The 16,601-nt window shown below is 61.2% G+C and carries 15 protein-coding genes; 9 read left to right on the top strand and 6 right to left on the bottom strand.

The window, feature by feature from the left end; translation table 11 throughout:
• Positions 1–57: 57 nt before the first annotated feature.
• The 4 genes from L2I46_RS03020 to L2I46_RS03005 all read left to right on the top strand — a co-directional run bounded on the left by L2I46_RS03020 (position 58) and on the right by L2I46_RS03005 (position 3,094).
• Complete coding sequence (locus tag L2I46_RS03020; protein ID WP_032454966.1) at positions 58–924, top strand: helix-turn-helix transcriptional regulator; 867 nt, start codon at positions 58–60, stop codon at positions 922–924.
• A gap of 344 nt (positions 925–1,268) precedes the next feature.
• Positions 1,269–2,312, top strand: coding sequence for a DUF2157 domain-containing protein (locus tag L2I46_RS03015; RefSeq protein ID WP_117132748.1), 1,044 nt, complete (start codon positions 1,269–1,271; stop codon positions 2,310–2,312).
• 184 nt (positions 2,313–2,496) lie between these two features.
• A complete protein-coding gene (locus tag L2I46_RS03010; protein WP_117132747.1) occupies positions 2,497–2,814 on the top strand; it encodes a type II toxin-antitoxin system RelE/ParE family toxin in 318 nt (105 codons plus the stop codon).
• Complete coding sequence (locus L2I46_RS03005; protein ID WP_049013658.1) at positions 2,807–3,094, top strand: helix-turn-helix domain-containing protein; 288 nt, start codon at positions 2,807–2,809, stop codon at positions 3,092–3,094. The genes L2I46_RS03010 and L2I46_RS03005 overlap by 8 nt, the downstream gene beginning before the upstream one ends.
• A 156-nt stretch (positions 3,095–3,250) precedes the next feature.
• Here the strand turns inward: L2I46_RS03005 and nfsB are convergent, their stop codons facing one another.
• The 3 genes from nfsB to L2I46_RS02990 form a co-directional block, all read right to left on the bottom strand.
• Positions 3,251–3,904 (bottom strand): oxygen-insensitive NAD(P)H nitroreductase, encoded by a 654-nt coding sequence (gene nfsB / locus L2I46_RS03000; protein WP_023288731.1) that lies wholly within the window; start codon positions 3,902–3,904, stop codon positions 3,251–3,253.
• 119 nt (positions 3,905–4,023) lie between these two features.
• A complete protein-coding gene (locus L2I46_RS02995) occupies positions 4,024–4,392 on the bottom strand; it encodes an MmcQ/YjbR family DNA-binding protein (RefSeq protein ID WP_004202487.1) in 369 nt (122 codons plus the stop codon).
• Positions 4,389–4,973, bottom strand: coding sequence for a TetR/AcrR family transcriptional regulator (locus L2I46_RS02990; RefSeq protein ID WP_023288732.1), 585 nt, complete (start codon positions 4,971–4,973; stop codon positions 4,389–4,391). Before L2I46_RS02990 ends, L2I46_RS02995 begins: the two co-directional genes overlap by 4 nt.
• Before the next feature lie 179 nt (positions 4,974–5,152).
• On the opposite strand from L2I46_RS02990, the gene L2I46_RS02985 reads away from it, so the two are divergent.
• A complete protein-coding gene (locus L2I46_RS02985) occupies positions 5,153–6,268 on the top strand; it encodes an MBL fold metallo-hydrolase (RefSeq protein ID WP_236947538.1) in 1,116 nt (371 codons plus the stop codon).
• Positions 6,269–6,298: 30 nt separating this feature from the next.
• Positions 6,299–6,640, top strand: a complete 342-nt coding sequence (locus L2I46_RS02980) for a RamA family antibiotic efflux transcriptional regulator (RefSeq protein WP_004202492.1) — start codon at positions 6,299–6,301, stop codon at positions 6,638–6,640.
• Between the two features lie 17 nt (positions 6,641–6,657).
• On the opposite strand, the gene L2I46_RS02975 is transcribed toward L2I46_RS02980, so the two are convergent.
• Positions 6,658–6,906 carry a DUF1158 domain-containing protein gene (locus L2I46_RS02975; protein WP_002893037.1) on the bottom strand — a complete coding sequence of 83 codons (249 nt, stop codon included), beginning with the start codon at positions 6,904–6,906 and terminating at the stop codon, positions 6,658–6,660.
• A 501-nt stretch (positions 6,907–7,407) separates the two neighbouring features.
• Between L2I46_RS02975 and L2I46_RS02970 the strand changes: the two genes are divergently transcribed.
• Genes L2I46_RS02970 through L2I46_RS02960 form a run of 3 tightly spaced genes read left to right on the top strand, consistent with a single transcriptional unit; the run spans position 7,408 to position 14,369 of the window.
• A complete protein-coding gene (locus L2I46_RS02970) occupies positions 7,408–10,131 on the top strand; it encodes a cation-transporting P-type ATPase (protein ID WP_023288734.1) in 2,724 nt (907 codons plus the stop codon).
• 52 nt (positions 10,132–10,183) lie between these two features.
• The gene (locus tag L2I46_RS02965; RefSeq protein ID WP_110212357.1) at positions 10,184–11,263 is read left to right on the top strand and encodes an efflux RND transporter periplasmic adaptor subunit; all 1,080 of its coding nucleotides are present in this window, start codon (positions 10,184–10,186) and stop codon (positions 11,261–11,263) included.
• 13 nt (positions 11,264–11,276) lie between these two features.
• Complete coding sequence (locus L2I46_RS02960; protein ID WP_236947537.1) at positions 11,277–14,369, top strand: efflux RND transporter permease subunit; 3,093 nt, start codon at positions 11,277–11,279, stop codon at positions 14,367–14,369.
• A gap of 241 nt (positions 14,370–14,610) precedes the next feature.
• Here L2I46_RS02960 and L2I46_RS02955 read toward each other — a convergent pair whose 3' ends face one another.
• Both L2I46_RS02955 and L2I46_RS02950 read right to left on the bottom strand, forming a co-directional pair.
• Positions 14,611–15,330 (bottom strand): phosphodiester glycosidase family protein, encoded by a 720-nt coding sequence (locus L2I46_RS02955; protein ID WP_065882582.1) that lies wholly within the window; start codon positions 15,328–15,330, stop codon positions 14,611–14,613.
• A gap of 47 nt (positions 15,331–15,377) precedes the next feature.
• Complete coding sequence (locus L2I46_RS02950; protein ID WP_023288738.1) at positions 15,378–16,493, bottom strand: YbdK family carboxylate-amine ligase; 1,116 nt, start codon at positions 16,491–16,493, stop codon at positions 15,378–15,380.
• Between the last annotated feature and the right edge of the window lie 108 nt (positions 16,494–16,601).

Below are 16,601 nucleotides of genomic sequence, written 5' to 3'. Positions count from 1 at the left end.
TAAACGGGTACCAGTTCCTGTCTATACTGGTACTGGAACTACCATGCTGGAGGGGTGATGACCACGATGCCGCAACGAGAGTCGACGTTCGCCGTGCCGGACGATCGGCGCAAACAGCTGGGGGCGTTTCTGCGCGCCCGGCGTGAGAGCCTCGATCCGCAGCGCCTGGGGTTGCCCCGGGTGGGCCGCCGGCGCACGCCGGGTCTGCGTCGGGAGGAGGTGGCGATGCTTGCCGACGTCGGCGTCACCTGGTACACCTGGCTGGAGCAGGGGCGGGAGGTGAATCCGTCGGAAGCGGTGCTGGTGGGGGTAGCGAATGCCCTGCAGTGCAGCCCGCTGGAGACCCGGCACCTGTTCGTACTCGCCGGGCTGACCCCGCCGGAAGCGACCCAGGTGACGGTATGTGAAGGCATCAGCCCCGGCACCCGGCGAATGCTCGACAGCCTGATGCCGCAGCCGGCCAGTATTCAGAAACCGAACTTTGATATTGTGGCCTGGAACGACAGCTTCTGCCGCCTGATGGGCATCGATTTCGCCACCCTCCCGGAAGAAGATCGTAACTGCATTTATCTGTATCTGACCCATGAGACCTGGCGCAGCCGGATCGAAAATCGCGATGTGCTGCCGACCTTCGTCTCCTATTTCCGCGCCGCGATGGCCGAGCACCGCGGCGATCCGGCATGGGAAAACAAACTGGCGCGCTTTTTCGCCGCCTCGCCGGAGTTTGAAGCGCTGTGGCATCAGCGCTACGAGGTGCGCGGCGTGGAAAACCAGATTAAACATTTTAACCACCCGCAGCTCGGACGCTTCAGCCTGCAGCAGATGTACTGGTATTCGGCGCCGCGCAACGGTTCGCGCCTGCTGGTCTACCTGCCGATGGACGAGGCGGGCGAGCAGGCGCTGGCGTGGCTGGACCAACATTAATCACAAGGAATCAGATGGCTGACAATGTGCCATCTTCTGGTATTGCCCGGCCTGCCGGGAACGTCTCAGCGATGTTGAGGCCGCAACACCGGCAGTTTCAGCAGCCCCAGGCCCGGCGGTGATTTGGGACCGTAGGCCGGGTCAGGCGCAGCCGCCACCCGGCAATATGACGGGTATCGAGCCTGATATCATGCCCGGCGGCGCTGCGCTTACGCGGGCCCAGGTTGCGGAGTAACAATCTGATATATAAATGGTTAGGTAGGCCGGGTCAGGCGCAACTGCCACCCGCAGAAAGGCGAGCACATTAGCGAAAACAGGTTTGTCATCAGTCTCAAGGAATGCCTATGAACGTAACCCGAAAAGAGCAGCGCATTATTCAGCGCGCGCTGAACGCCTGGCAGGCCAGCGGGGAGTTAACCCCGGCAGACAGCCAGCGGCTGGCGCAAACGCTGCGCGTCTCCCCCTTCGACTGGCGGCGTCTGAGCCGCTATGCCTTCTGGACCGCGCTGGCCTGCGTGCTGATTGCTCTGGGTAGTCTGTTCGCCGACAATGAACTGGTGGCGTGGCTGCTGAGCCTGTTCAGCCGCTCGGCGCTGACGCGGATCCTGCTGCCTGCGCTGCTGGCGGTGGCCTGCTACGCCTGGGGTTTTCGCCGCCAGCGGCGGGAAACGCAGTGGCACTACAGCATCGAGGCGATTTTGTTTCTGGGCGTTGTCTTTACCGCGGTGGCGCTATGGCAGCTTGGCGAACGGCTGGATAACGGCAGCGGCCATATCGCGCCGCTGTTTCTGGCCGGATGCGTGATTTACGGCGCTATCGGCTATGCTGCCCGCTCCGGGCTGGTGTGGCTCTTTTTTCTGCTGGCGCTGGGCAACTGGTTTGGCGCGGAAACCGGCTATATCTCGGGGTGGGGCGCCTACTGGCTGGGCATGAACTACCCGATTCGCTTCGTCCTGTTCGGCGGCGCGCTGCTGGCGCTCTGCTACGGCGCGCAGTCCCTGCTTCGCCAGCGGCAGTTGTTTACCGTCAGCAAGGCGATGGGTCTCACGTATCTGTTTATTGCGCTGTGGATCCTGTCGATTTTCGGTAATTACGACGCTGACAGCTGGTACAACGTAAGCCAGGCGCGACTCCTGCCGTGGGGGCTGCTGTTTGCCGCGGCGGCCGGCGTCTGCATTTTTATCAGTCTGAAAACCGATGACGCAATGCTGCGCGGCTTTGGGTTAACCTTCCTGGCGATCAATCTCTATACCCGCTTCTATGAGTTTTTCTGGAACGGGATGCACAAGGTGCTGTTTTTCCTGATCCTTGCCGTCTCGCTGGCGGTAATTGGCCGTTATGCCGAGCGCATCTGGCATGCGGGTGAAAGGCAGGTGGAGAACAACTAACCTCGCTTTGAGAACACTAATCACTCAGGCCGCGCTAAGTCGCGGCTTTTTTTCGTCCATGATTCCAGTTTCAGCACGTTTTTCTGCGATTGGCAGCAAATGCGCATACGCTTGCCGGGCATTGGTAAAATTAGCCTTTAAGGCAATTTGTCTTATATGCTAACATTTAGAGGAAGGGAGTCTGATGTTCAGAATGGTTGTGCACGTGGACGTTAAAAAGGAATTGCAGGCGCTTCCGGCCATTGTCCAGGCGAAGATGATCAGGCAATTAGACAAGTTACGCCAAAATCCCACCGCGCTGAGAGAACCTGATAGTAACCCGCTGGGGCAGGGGCTATTTGAAATTCGGGCGTTAGGTTCGGTACAGGGGCGAGGGATTTACGTTTTTCAGCAAGGCAAGACGCTCTTTCTGCTACGGGTTTTTGTCAAGAAAACGCAAAAAACCCCGTCATCGGAAATTCGCCTGGCGCTGAAGCGATTAGAGGAGATGCGCAATGAGTAAAAAGATCATTGACTGGGATACGTTAAAAACGGAACTGCTCAGCCAGCCTGAGGTTCAGGCTGCGTTCGATGCGCAAGAACGTCAACATCGATTACGTACTATGCTGGCGCAATGGCGCGAGCAGGCGGGGCTGACCCGAGCCCAGGTGGCGCAGAGGATGGGGGTGAGTGCGCCAACGGTCTCCAGAATGGAAGCCAATATCACCCGCGCCAGTCTGGATACCTTAACGCGATACGCGTTAGCCTGCGGTATAAAGCACCCACAAGTTTTACTGTATTAAATTAACGCGCCCGGCGGCGCTGCGCTTGCGCGGGCCTACGGTGAGGGCTAACCAGCTGATATAGAGAGGGTTATGTAGGCCGGGTCAGGCGTAGCCGCCACCCGGCACTGACAAGCGACACCACAGGCGCCCGGTTAAAGGCGCCTTGTGGGGAGATTAAATCTCGGTAATCGTCGTCGACTGCGGCAGACGCGACTTCGGCAGGGAGGCGTTAAAGTCTTCAACGCTATGATGGCCGACCGGGACCACCACCAGGCTGGTGTAGCCCTGGGCTTTCAGGTCAAATTCCTCATCAAGGATCGCAAAATCAACCCCTTCAATCGGCACGGCGTCGAGACCCATCGCCGCTACGCCCAGCAGGAAATTGCCGACGTTGAGATACACCTGCTTCGCCATCCACTGATCGTCATCCTTCAGCTCTTTGCGGTGCATATCGGCAAAGAAAGTGCGACCCTTGTGGTTAGCGGCTTTTGCGTCCGGGGTGGCGAAACGGCCATCGGCCTCTTCCTGATCCACGACGCGCTGCAGCCAGGCGTCGTCCATCGCGGTTTTCGCGCAGAACACCACCACATGCGAGGCGTCGAGAATTTTACGTTCGTTGAACACGTAGGTACCGCTGGCGGCTTTCGCCACGCGGGCTTTCCCTTCATCGGTGCTGGCGACGATAAAGTGCCACGGCTGGGAGTTGGTGCTAGACGGGCTGTACTGCAGCAGCGTTTTCAGCTGTTCCGCTTCCCCGGCAGTCAGCTTTTTCGTGGCGTCAAAGGCCTTGGTGGAATAGCGCTTCAAAGCGACCGATACGATATCCATAACTCTTCATCACAGTTTACAGCACCTTACCGGTGCGTTCAGGAGAGGAAGAGTACAGCGAAGATCGCCAAATGATAAGGGTGAAAAATGCGATAACACTTATCGCGTTTGGCTGAAAATCAGCGCGGACGCAGGCGCTGCTGGGCCTTTTTGCTCAGCTTGTTCACCACCTGATGCCATGAGTCGTCAATCAGCTCGGCCAGCAGATCCTCGCTGATATCGTCCCCCGGCACCACCGTGATCCAGTGTTTCTTGTTCATATGGTAGCCCGGTTCGATACTGCGATAAATTTCCTGATTGAGCAGCGACTTCTGCGGCTCGGCCTTGAGGTTGACCAGCGCCCGGCCGCGAATGGTCATGGTGATCATAAAGATGCGGCCGTCGACCTTAAACACGTCGTACTCCGGCCCAAAGGGCCAGCAGTGCTCGGTAAACGGGTAGGTCAGGGCGATACGGTGGGCGCAGGGGTGCAGCGTTTCCGGCGTCATTTGGCGTCCGCCTCATGCAGGGCGTTCCACATGGCTTCAAAGCCGAGGGCGATAATCTCCCGGGCGCGCTGCGGATCGTGGCTGGCGAATTCGATAGTGGTTTCCGCCAGCGACAGAAACAGGGCATCGCCAAAGGCGCGATACGCTTCGCTGAGGAATATCTCTTTCACCGACAGCTGGCACATTTCGTTGAGCTCCGGAAAGCTCTCTTTCACCTGGCGGCGGGTTTCGTCCGTGATGCGCTCGCTGAGTGCCATCCGGCGGATCGCCTTGTGCTCCATCGGGTTGCGCACGCCCCAGTCGATATAGCTGTTCCAGATATTGCGCGCGTTCTCTTTCGGGCGCTTTTCGTCCGGATCCAGCCCGGCGATCATCATCCGCACCAGGCGCAGCTTAATGGCGAGGTACAGTTCGTTGAGCAACTCATCCTTGGTGGCGAAATAGCGAAACAGCGTCCCCTCGGCAACCCCGGCGCTGCGGGCGATAGCCGACGTCGAGGCGGCGATGCCGGACTGGGCGAAAGCCGCGGCGGCAGCTTCCAGTAACGCTTGCTTTTTATCTTCACTCTTTGGACGAGCCACTACATTTTTCCTCACGCAGGTTTAAACAAACCGCCGATCTTTGCACGTCTGACCAGGTCGCTGCAACGGCGGAACGCAAAAATTGAAAATCGTCTTGACGACTTTCATCACATTCCTAATAATGAGTGCGTACTCACTCATAATCAAGTTATATCATAAAGCCTCCGGGATGGGGGCTTTTGTCTGGTCAGGATATGAACCGTGTCACTTTCAGCGTGGTCGCCATCATGTTACTCGCAGCAGCAACGACATTGCCGTTTGTCCTCAATGCCGGTTTTGGTAAGGCGCCGCAGGGGGCACAGCTTAGCCAGGTGGAAGCGTCTCCCCACTATCGGGACGGCCAGTTCCATAACCAACTGCCCACGCCGGGATTCACCGGGCAGAAAAATATGCTGGCGGCGTGGTGGGATTTTTTGATGACCAAACGGGAAAACGCCCGTCCCGCGCAGCCGCTGCCGCTGGTGAAAACCGATCTGGCGACGCTGCCCCTCGGGCAGGAGGTAATGGTCTGGCTCGGCCACTCTTCCTGGTATCTGCAGCTGGCGGGAAAACGCATCCTGATCGACCCGGTGTTCAGCGATTACGCGGCGCCGTTCTCCTTTATCAATAAAGCCTTCCCCGGCGATTATCCGTGGCGAGCGGAAGGGATGCCGGAGATCGATCTGCTGATCGTCTCCCACGATCACTACGACCATCTGGATTACGCCACCATCCGCGCTCTGCTGCCGAAAATTAAGCGGGTCATTACGCCGCTGGGGGTTGGTTCACACCTGCGCTACTGGGGAATGGACGGGGCGCTGATTACCGAAGCGGACTGGCAGCAGGCGATTCCGGTTAGCGACGAGCTCAGCGTCCACGTCCTGCCGGCGCGGCACTTTTCCGGCCGTGGGCTGAAGCGCAACCAGACGCTGTGGGCCAGTTTTCTGTTCGTTACCCCGCAGCAAAAGATTTATTACAGCGGCGACAGCGGGTATGGGCCGCACTTTAAAGCGATAGGCGATGAGTTCGGTCCGATCGATCTGGCGATCATGGAGAACGGACAGTATGACCAGGACTGGAAATATATCCACATGATGCCGGATGAAACGGCTCAGGCTGCTGACGACCTGCGCGCTCGCGCGGTGCTGCCTGGGCATGCAGGACGATTCGTTTTGGCGAAACATAGCTGGGATGAACCGTATCAACGGCTGGCAGCTGCCAGCGAAGGAAGGGCCTGGCGTCTGCTGACGCCTGTGCAGGGCGAGCCGGTGTGGGTCGCCGATAAGACGCAATCATTTAACGCCTGGTGGCGCTAAGCGCCAGTGCAGTATCAGAGGAGAGAGCATATGACGATTTCCGCTCAGGTGATTGACACTATCGTCGAGTGGATTGATGACAACCTGCATCAACCGCTGCGTATTGATGATATCGCTCGCCATGCCGGGTATTCGAAATGGCATCTGCAACGGCTGTTTTTACAGTATAAAGGGGAGAGCCTGGGGCGCTATATACGCGAAAGGAAGCTGCTGCTGGCCGCCCGCGATCTGCGCGACACCGATCAGCGGGTCTACGATATCTGCCTGAAGTATGGCTTCGATTCACAGCAGACCTTTACCCGCGTCTTCACCCGGACCTTCAATCTGCCGCCGGGCGCCTACCGTAAAGAGAACCACAGCCGCGCCCACTGAGGCGCGCCCTTCCTGATTTAGCGTTCGAGAGAAAACCAGCGACGCCACACCCAGCGCAGCACCAGATACTCAATGGCGCCCAGCGCCAGGAACCACAGACAAAACAGCACGGTATAAAGCTGGTTGAGATCCATCATATGGAATGTCTCAACCAGCTTTTGCGCCAGCGTCAGGCCCAGCGACGGCGCGGGCAACAGCAGGCAAGAGAGCAGGGCCAGCAGTAAGATCCCGGCGGCGGAGAGGAGCGTTTCCAGCGGATGTTTCATGTCATGTTAATCATCAGTTAAAAAACATATTGTCCGGCAAAATAACACCTAACGCAATATGCTTTGTATTTTACTCGCCTTAATGCGCCTCTTTTTAATATTATTGCCTGCGTTGTCTTCGCATGTTAATTAATCTGAAATAATTTGTAATTAAATTAAATCACGTTGCTTGTAAATTAACGTCATTATTATGCCAGCGCTTTTACAAAACTATAAGTGCTATACCCCACAAGCGTGGCAGCGATGATGGCCAGCAGGATGTACAGCGCCAGACGGCGTCCGCGGTAGATTCCAAACATATTTGACCTCGTTTAGTTTTGGTTTATTAATATTCTGTAATAGTTGGTTCGTGGAATTAACTTACCACATATTTTTTATTTTGCGAAAAATTTAGGCTTGTAATAGTTCACATTTTTATCGGCTTTTTCGCCACCTTTTATTGCATTGGCCAGGAATGATTTCAGGCTTTCCGACTCACGGAATTTATAAGGAAAATGTAATTTGACCAAGATGAATAACCCAAAGTTTACGACGCCCTCGGGCGACACCGCGCCACGGCAGGTCTGGCAGCAGACCGTTGACGCAGTGCTGGCGCAGACCAAAAGCCAGGCCGCTGGGTTAAGTTCCGCAGACGCCGCCGAGCGCCTGAATACCTGCGGGCCGAACGCGCTGCCGGAAAAGAAGGGAAAACCGGCCTGGCTGCGCTTTCTCGCCCACTTTAACGACGTACTGATTTATGTGCTGCTGGCCGCTGCGGCGCTCACCGCCATCATGGGTCACTGGGTCGATACCCTGGTGATCCTTGGCGTGACGGTGATTAACGCCCTGATCGGCCATATCCAGGAGAGCAACGCCGAAAAATCCCTGCAGGGGATCCGCAACATGCTCTCCAGCGATGCCCGCGTCCAGCGTAACGGCAAACATGAGACTATCCCGACGCGCGACCTGGTGCCGGGGGATATCGTTATCCTGCGCGCCGGCGACCGCGTGCCGGCGGACATGCGGCTGATTGAAACGCACAACCTGCGGGTGGAAGAGGCGATCCTCACCGGCGAGTCGACGGTGGTGGATAAAATCACCGACGCGCTGGAGGGCGACCTGCCGCTGGGCGACCGGGTGAACATGGTCTTCTCCGGGACCACCGTCAGCGCCGGCGGCGGCGTCGGCGTGGTGACCGCCACCGGCGCGCAGACCGAACTCGGCCATATCAACCAGATGATGGCGGGCATTGAGAAGCACCGCACCCCGCTGCTGGTGCAGATGGATAAGCTCGGCAAAGCGATTTTCGTCATTATCCTCGCCATGATGGTGGCGCTGTTTATTTTCAGCCTCGCGTTGCGGGACATCCCGATGGGCGAACTGCTGCTGTCGCTGATTAGCCTGGCGGTGGCTGCGGTACCGGAGGGGCTGCCGGCGATCATCTCGATTATTCTGTCGCTCGGCGTCCAGACGATGGCGCGCAAGCGGGCGATTATCCGTAAGCTGCCGACCGTGGAAACCCTCGGCGCCATGACCGTGGTCTGCTCGGATAAAACCGGCACCCTGACGATGAACGAAATGACCGTCAAGGCGATCATCACCGCCGACTGCTGCTACCGGGTGGAAGGCGACAGCTATGAGCCGCAGGGGCGGATCTTCCTTGAGGGGAGCGATGAGCCCGTGCAGGTTCAGCCGGGTACCGTGCTGGAGACCTGGCTGCGCACCATCGACCTGTGCAACGACAGCCAGCTTACCCAGGATGAGCGCGGCCTGTGGGGGATCACCGGCGGGCCAACCGAAGGGGCGCTGAAGGTGCTGGCGGCGAAAGCGCAGCTCCCGGCGGTGGAGGCCCGTCTGGTGGCCAAGATCCCCTTTGACTCGCAGTACAAATATATGTCGACGCTGCAGCACATCGATGGCGACGCCCGGGTGCTGATCACCGGTGCGCCGGACGTCATCTTCGCCATGTGCCGCGAGCAGATGACCCGCCAGGGCGCGGTGCCCTTCGAGGCGCAGTACTGGGAAGAGGAGATGGCGCGCTTCGCCCGTCAGGGGCTGCGCATGGTGGCGGCGGCCTGTAAGCCGGCCAGCGTTGATGCCACCACGCTGAACCATGAGGACCTGCAGGAGGGACTGATTTTCCTCGGCATCGCCGGGATGATGGATCCCCCGCGTCCGGAAGCGATTGACGCTATCCACGCCTGCCAGACCGCCGGCATCCGCGTGAAGATGATCACCGGCGACCACCCGCAGACGGCGATGAGCATCGGCCAGATGCTGGGGATCACCAACAGCAGCCAGGCCATGACCGGCTACCAGCTGGAGCACATGGACGATGCGGCGCTGGCGAAGGCGGCGGTGGAGTACGACATCTTTGCCCGCACCAGCCCGGAGCATAAGCTGCGCCTGGTGAAAGCCCTGCAGGATAACGGCGAAGTGGTCGGCATGACCGGCGACGGCGTCAACGACGCGCCGGCGCTGCGCCAGGCCGACGTGGGTATCGCCATGGGCATCAAAGGCACCGAAGTCACCAAAGAGGCGGCTGACATGGTGCTGACCGATGATAACTTCGCCACCATCGCCAGCTCGGTGAAAGAGGGCCGTCGGGTCTATGACAACCTGAAGAAGACCATCCTCTTCATCATGCCGACCAACCTGGCGCAGGGGCTGCTGATCATCATCGCCCTGCTGGCGGGGAACATGATTCCGTTGACCCCGGTGCTGATCCTGTGGATGAACATGGCGACGTCGGCGACCCTCTCCTTCGGCCTGGCCTTTGAGGCCGCGGAGCGCAACGTAATGAACCGCCCGCCGCGTAAAACCGGCCAGCACGTGATGGATGGTTTCGCCGTGTGGCGGGTGGCTTTCGTCGGGTCGATGATCGCGATTGCCGCCTTTATCCTTGAGGCCTGGCTGGCGCCGCGCGGCCACAGTCCGGAGTTTATCCGCACCGTGCTGCTGCAGATGCTGGTGACGGCGCAGTGGGTCTACATGATCAACTGCCGCAGCAGCGACAGCTTCTCCCTGAGCATGGGCCTGCTGCGCAATAAAGGCATCTGGCTGGTGACCGGTGTCCTGCTGCTGATGCAGCTGGTGATTATCTATGTCCCGCTGATGCAGAGCATGTTTGGCACGGAAGCGCTGCCGCTGCGCTACTGGTTTGTCACCCTGGTCATCGGCATCGCCATGTTCCTGGTGGTGGAAGTCGAGAAGCGTCTGACGCGCCGGTTCCGCAAAACGGCCTGATCGATCTCGCGCGCCTGGCTGCAGGCGCGCGTTACTTTCGCAAGGATCCTCTATGATTAACACCTTTCGCTTTGCGCTGCTGGCCTGCGTCCTGGGCGGCAGCGCCCTGACGGCGACCGCCGCGCCGGCGGTGCCGGTCCGCGTCGCCACGGTAGAACGGGCTCCTCACGCTGAAGAACGCGCCATCCCCGGGCGGGTCGAGGCGATCCGCGCCGTCGACATTCGCGCACGCACCGAAGGGGTGATTGTTCAGCGCCACTTCCAGGACGGGCAGTATGTGACCGAGGGCGACCTGCTGTTTACCCTCGACGACGCGCAGCCCCGCGCGGCGCTGGCCCTGGCGCAGGCCGAGCTGAAAAGCGCCAAAGCCTCGCTACGCCAGTCGCAGCAGCTGCTCACTCGCTATGAGCGGCTCATCAACAACCACTCCATCAGCCGCAACGACCTCGACACGGCCCGGATGCAGCGCGACGTCGCCGCCGCCGCCGTGCAGCAGGCGAAAGCCCGCGTCGAGGCTCAGCAGATTGTGCTCGGTTATACCCGGATTGCGGCGCCGGTGACCGGGCGGGTGGGCCACAGCGCCTTTCACGTCGGGACGCTGGTCAACCCGTCCAGCGGGGTGCTGGCGGACATCGTGCAGCTCGATCCGGTACGGGTGTCGTTTGCCCTCGACGAAGCCGCTTTTTTCAGCAAAACCGGCCAGCATGCCGACATCCACGCCCTGAAGCAGGCATGGCTGGCGCAAATTGACGTGGATGGCAAACGGCGCGACGGCGTGTTGACCTCCATCGATAACCGGATCGACGCCCGCACCGGCAGCGTGGCGGTGCGGGCGGAGTTTGCCAATCCGCAGCACCGTCTGCTGCCGGGCGGCAGCGTGACGATCCTGTTCCGTCCGCAAGCGCTGTCGTCGCGGGTGATGATCCCGGCTGCCGCCGTGCAGCAGGATCCGCAGGGCTTTTTCAGCTGGGTGCTGAAGCCGGACCACACCGCCGGGCAGCGTCGTCTGACCCTTGCGGGGCAACAGGGGCAGCAGTTTGCGGTCGAGAAAGGGCTGCAGGCGGGCGAGCAGGTGATCACTGACGGCGCGCAGCGGCTGCGCGAAGGCGCCGCGGTGCAGGTGCTGAACTAGCTAAGGAGAGGGGATGCTGACCTTTTTTATCCGTCGTCCGCGATTTGCGATGGTGATCGCGCTGCTGCTGACCTTTGTCGGCGCGGTATCGCTGAAGCTGATCCCGGTGGAGCAATACCCGGCGATCACGCCCCCGGTGGTGAACATCACCGCCAGCTGGCCGGGCGCCAGCGCGTCAGACGTGGCGGAGGCCATCGCCGCCCCGCTGGAGACCCAGCTCAACGGCGTCGATCATATGCTGTATATGGAGTCCACCAGCTCGGACGAGGGGACGTACCGCCTGAGTATCACCTTCGCGGCAGGCACCGATGCCGATCTGGCGGCGATCGACGTGCAAAACCGGGTGGCGCAGGCGCTGGCGCAGCTCCCGGCGGAAGTGCAGCAGAATGGCGTCCAGGTGCGCAAGCGCGCCAGCAACCTGCTGATGGGGGTAAGCCTTTACTCGCCGCTGGGCACGCTGTCGCCGCTGTTTGTCAGCAATTACGCCAGCACCCAGGTGCGCGAGGCGCTGGCCCGCCTGCCCGGCGTCGGCGAGGTGCAGATGTTTGGCGCCCGGGATTACAGCATGCGCATCTGGCTGCGCCCGGACCGCATGAACGCCCTCAACATCACCACGGATGACGTTGCCCAGGCGCTGCGCGAGCAGAATGTGCAGGGGGCGGCGGGGCAGGTGGGCACCCCGCCGGTGTTCAACGGCCAGCAGCAGACGCTGACCATCAACGGACTGGGGCGTCTGAACGAGGCGGCCAGCTTTGGCGAGATTATCCTCCGTCGCGGCGCGCAGGGGCAGCTGGTGCGCCTCGCCGACGTGGCGACCATCGAGCTGGGCGCCCGCAGCTACAGCTCCGGCGCGCAGCTGAACGGTAAAGCGTCGGCCTATCTGGGGATCTATCCGACGCCAACCGCCAACGCCCTGCAGGTCGCCAGCGCGGTGCGCGCGGAGCTTAACCGCCTGCACACTCGCTTTCCGGCGGATCTCACCTGGGAGGTGAAGTTCGATACCACCCGCTTTGTGGCGGCGACGATCAAAGAGATCGGCGTCTCGCTGGCGCTGACCCTGCTGGCGGTGGTGGTGGTGGTGTCGCTGTTCCTGCAGAGCTGGCGGGCGACGCTGATCGTGGCCCTGGCGATCCCGGTGTCACTGATCGGCACCTTTGCGGTGCTCTATCTGCTGGGCTACAGCGCCAACACCCTCAGCCTGTTCGCGATTATTCTCGCCCTGACGATGGTGGTGGATGACGCCATTGTGGTGGTGGAGAATGTCGAAACCAAAATGGCGGAAGGACTGGATCGCCTGCAGGCCACCGCCCAGGCGCTGCGGCAGATCGCCGGGCCGGTGATCGCCACGACCCTGGTGCTGTTGGCGGTGTTTGTGCCGGTGGCGCTGCTCCCGGGGATCGTCGGCGAGCTGTATCGGCAGTTTGCCGTGACGCTCTCCACCGCGGTGGCCCTGTCGAGCCTGGTGGCGTTAACCCTGACCCCGGCCCTCTGCGCGCTGCTGCTGCGCCCGCGACCCGCCCGGCCGGCGGCAGTGTGGCGGGCGTTTAACCGTCTTCTCGACGGCACCCGCGACGGCTATGGCCGGCTGGTGGGCTGGATGAACCGCCGCCCGTGGCTGGCGCTGGCGGCGACGGTAGCGGCGGGCGCGCTGGTGGCGTTCAGCTTCACCTCGATGCCGAAAGGCTTCCTGCCGCAGGAAGATCAGGGCTACCTGTTTGCCAGTGTGCAGCTGCCGGAGGCGGCGTCGCTGGAGCGCACCGAAGCGGTGATGGCCCAGGCGCGCAAGCTGCTGGCGGCTAACCCGGCGGTGGAGGATGTGATTCAGGTGTCCGGCTTTAACATTCTCAACGGCACCAGCGCCGCTAACGGCGGGTTTATCTCGGTGATGCTCAAGGACTGGCATCAGCGGCCGCCGCTGGATACGGTGATGGCGGATATTCAGCGCCAGCTGCTGTCGCTGCCGGAGGCGACGATCATGACCTTCGCGCCGCCGACCCTGCCGGGCCTGGGCAATGCCTCGGGGTTTGATCTGCGCATTCTGGCGCAGGCCGGTCAGTCGTCGGCGGAGCTGGAGCAGGTGACGCGGGAGATCCTTCAGCTGGCGAACCAGCATCCTCAGCTGAGCCGGGTATTTACCACCTGGAGCAGCAACGTGCCGCAGCTGACCCTGACGGTCGACCGCGATCGGGCGGCGCTGCTGGATGTGCCGGTGGCGCAGATCTTCAGCAGCCTGCAGACGGCGTTTGGCGGCACGCGCGCCGGCGATTTCAGTCTTAACAACCGTGTCTATCATGTGGTGATGCAAAATGAGATGCAGTGGCGCGAGCGGGCTGAGCAGATTAGTGAGCAGTACGTCCGCAGCCGCGACGGCGAGCGGGTGCGGCTGAGCAATCTGGTCACCATTACGCCGACGGTGGGGGCGCCGTTTATTCAGCAGTACAACCAGTTCCCGTCCGTGTCGGTGAGCGGTTCAGCGGCCGAGGGGGTCAGCAGCCGCACGGCGATGGCGGCCATGGAGCAGATTTTGCAGGCCCATCTGCCGCCGGGGTATGACTATGCCTGGAGCGGGATCTCCTGGCAGGAGCAGCAGACCGGCAATCAGGCGGTGTGGATCGTGCTGGCAGCGGTGGCGATGGCGTGGCTGTTCCTGGTGGCGCAGTATGAAAGCTGGACGCTGCCGGCGAGCGTCATGCTCTCGGTGCTGTTCGCCATCGGCGGAGCGCTGGTCTGGCTGTGGACGGCGGGCTATGCCAACGATGTGTATGTCCAGATAGGGCTGGTGCTGCTGATCGCCCTGGCGGCGAAGAATGCGATTCTGATCGTTGAGTTCGCCCGCAGCCGGCGCGAGGAGGGGCTGTCGATAGTCGACGCCGCGCGCGAGGGCGCCACCCGCCGCTTCCGCGCGGTGATGATGACCGCGGTGTCGTTTATTATCGGCATCATGCCGATGATGCTCGCCACCGGCGCCGGGGCGCAGAGCCGGCGGATCATCGGCACCACGGTGTTCAGCGGGATGCTGGTGGCGACGATGGTTGGCATCCTGTTTATTCCTTCGCTGTATGTGCTGTTTCAGCGTATGCGCGAGTGGGCGCATCGGCGGGGGTAAGCGCGGCGCCACAACGACTACCGGGCGCTCCCCTCCTTTTGGGGGGAGCCGGGGTCAGGGGGAATCGGCCCCGCTGCACGCCCGTAGCTTTCAGGGGCCATACCATAGCGAGCAGACTTTGTAGGCCCGGTAAGCGCAGCGCCACCGGGCAAGGACATCGGGCACGGCGGCAATCCCTTGCCCGGCCTGTCGTTAATTTATTCACTCTCCTGGCTGGAATGGCCGCCCCCAAACGCGCCCGCTATTTCCTCTCCACCGTTATCATGGTCACGAACGGATGATATTGCCACGGCACGCTGCCGCCTTTGCGGTACATCTTCGACAGGGTGCCGTCGAGATAAAGCATCTGCCGCACCCCAAGCTTTGACTGCGCATAGCAGGCAAAATCATAGAAGTTGGTTTCCCGATCGCTGAGCATAAACACCACCCGGCCCTGCTTATCGATGCCAACGCCGTTGCGCAGTTTGCGCGAGCTGGCGGAGGGCTTCAGCCGCCAGTTGATAGCGCCATTTTCAATCAGCATCGGGCCGGACTGCACCGCATAGCGGATGGCGGGAGAGCGTTTAAACGCCGGCAGCGGCACGATTTTCGCCCGGCCGTTCTCCACCAGGAATACGCCGCCGGGGCGGATAAAGAAGTTCCCGCCGCCGGCGGAGCGGTTTACCGGCGTCAGGCGCTTGCCGTCTTCGATATACAGCCCCAGCGGCGCGTAGGCCTTATCGTAAATGCCGCCGTTCATCGCCATCTGCACCCGGCCATCGCCATCGATACCCGCCAGCAGCGAACGCAGGGAACCCCAGGCTTTGCCGTGCCGATCCTGCCAGTACATCGCAATGCGCTCTTTCTGCGCATCCACCCGATAGCTCTGCAGGGTCAGCGTCGGGTCGGTGAGGGTACAGGCGGCGCTGGCGAGGGTGGCCAGGGGCAGCAGCGCCAGGGGGAGCAGGCAGCGTAATAACATGGGCGGTCCTTTCTATGGTCTGCGCCGAGTATACCCGCCTCGCTGTCTTATGCCGCCCAAATCTCACAGTGTTTTTGCACCAGCCCGGAAAGCGAACCGCCGTTGGCGATAAACTCGCGCATCTGCTGCGCTTCGCTGTGCGACGATTTCGCCTGGCGAACCACCGCCTCCAGCGCCGCCGTCGCCTTCAGCTGATGGGCGAAAGGGGCCAGCCGGTCGGCGAGCTGCAGGATCTCCTGGCGGATGCTGCGCTGCTCCCCGCCGCGCACATCGGTGAGAGTCCCGTCCAGCCCGTAGCGACAGGCCTGATAGCGGTTAAAAGGGTACAGCAGATAATCGTCAGGCTGGTGCTTAAAAGGACGCTCCGTCAACAGCCAGCAGGCCAGGGTCTGAATAAAGCCGGCGATGTGGATCGCCTGGGCAAGGGTCAGGGGGGTGTCCATCACCCGCACCTCGACGGTCCCAAACTGCGGGCTGGGGCGAATATCCCAGTGCAGATCCTTCATGCTGTCGATCATGCTGGTGTAGCTCAGCTGGCGGAACAGGCGACGAAACCCCTGCCAGTCGGCCACCCACGGCATCGGGCCGTTGTCGGGATAAGAGGAGAAGCGGTTGAGGCGCGAACAGGCGAAGCGGCTGTCGGTGCTGTCGAACCACGGCGAGGCGGCGTTAAGGGCGATGAAATGCGGCACAAAGCGCGACAGGCCGTGCAGCAGATAGATGGCGTCGTCGCCGCTCTGGCAGCCGACGTGCACATGCTGGCCAAAGACCGTCGCCTGCTGCGCCAGATAGCCAAAATGCTCGACGGTTTTGACATAGCGCGGATTGTCGCTGATCTGCTGGCGCTGCCAGGCATGAAAGGGGTGCGAACCGCCGCCGCAGATCTGCAGATGATGATGCAGCGCCGCGCGCTGGACCGCCTGCTGGATGGCGCTGAGCTGGGCTTGCGCATGGCTGATGTCGCGACACACCCCGGTGGCGATCTCCAGCATGCTCTCGGTGATATCGTGCTTGGCTTCTCCCACGGTCAGTTCATGCTGGACGTCGGCAATCAGAGTCGAGGCATCCTGGCTGAGGTCGTAACCCGGCGGGTTCACCACCTGCAGCTCCAGTTCGATACCGAGGGTAAACGGATCGGAGCGGTGAAAATCGGCTAAAGGCATAATCTCTCCCGGTCGATGTGTTCTCTGAAGTATAGAAGGGATTGTTCCCGGCGGAGAATACGCCGCGGCGGGGGAGGGGGAAGCATAAAAAAGTGACGCGACGTGATT

The sequence above is a fragment of the Klebsiella sp. 2019SCSN059 genome (assembly GCF_021739525.1).
Taxonomy (GTDB): domain Bacteria; phylum Pseudomonadota; class Gammaproteobacteria; order Enterobacterales; family Enterobacteriaceae; genus Klebsiella; species Klebsiella quasipneumoniae.
Note: the sequence above shows the minus strand (reverse complement) of the source record. Positions and strands in the feature narration are given on the sequence as shown.

What these genes read in the sequence shown, in the direction of transcription:
- L2I46_RS03020 (WP_032454966.1), top strand. Translation starts at nt 58, where the DNA reads ATGACCACGATGCCGCAACGAGAGTCGACGTTCGCCGTGCCGGACGAT.
- L2I46_RS03015 (WP_117132748.1), top strand. Translation starts at nt 1,269, where the DNA reads ATGAACGTAACCCGAAAAGAGCAGCGCATTATTCAGCGCGCGCTGAAC.
- L2I46_RS03010 (WP_117132747.1), top strand. Translation starts at nt 2,497, where the DNA reads ATGTTCAGAATGGTTGTGCACGTGGACGTTAAAAAGGAATTGCAGGCG.
- L2I46_RS03005 (WP_049013658.1), top strand. Translation starts at nt 2,807, where the DNA reads ATGAGTAAAAAGATCATTGACTGGGATACGTTAAAAACGGAACTGCTC.
- nfsB (WP_023288731.1), bottom strand. Translation starts at nt 3,904, where the DNA reads ATGGATATCGTATCGGTCGCTTTGAAGCGCTATTCCACCAAGGCCTTT.
- L2I46_RS02995 (WP_004202487.1), bottom strand. Translation starts at nt 4,392, where the DNA reads ATGACGCCGGAAACGCTGCACCCCTGCGCCCACCGTATCGCCCTGACC.
- L2I46_RS02980 (WP_004202492.1), top strand. Translation starts at nt 6,299, where the DNA reads ATGACGATTTCCGCTCAGGTGATTGACACTATCGTCGAGTGGATTGAT.
- L2I46_RS02975 (WP_002893037.1), bottom strand. Translation starts at nt 6,906, where the DNA reads ATGAAACATCCGCTGGAAACGCTCCTCTCCGCCGCCGGGATCTTACTG.
- L2I46_RS02965 (WP_110212357.1), top strand. Translation starts at nt 10,184, where the DNA reads ATGATTAACACCTTTCGCTTTGCGCTGCTGGCCTGCGTCCTGGGCGGC.
- L2I46_RS02960 (WP_236947537.1), top strand. Translation starts at nt 11,277, where the DNA reads ATGCTGACCTTTTTTATCCGTCGTCCGCGATTTGCGATGGTGATCGCG.
- L2I46_RS02955 (WP_065882582.1), bottom strand. Translation starts at nt 15,330, where the DNA reads ATGTTATTACGCTGCCTGCTCCCCCTGGCGCTGCTGCCCCTGGCCACC.
- L2I46_RS02950 (WP_023288738.1), bottom strand. Translation starts at nt 16,493, where the DNA reads ATGCCTTTAGCCGATTTTCACCGCTCCGATCCGTTTACCCTCGGTATC.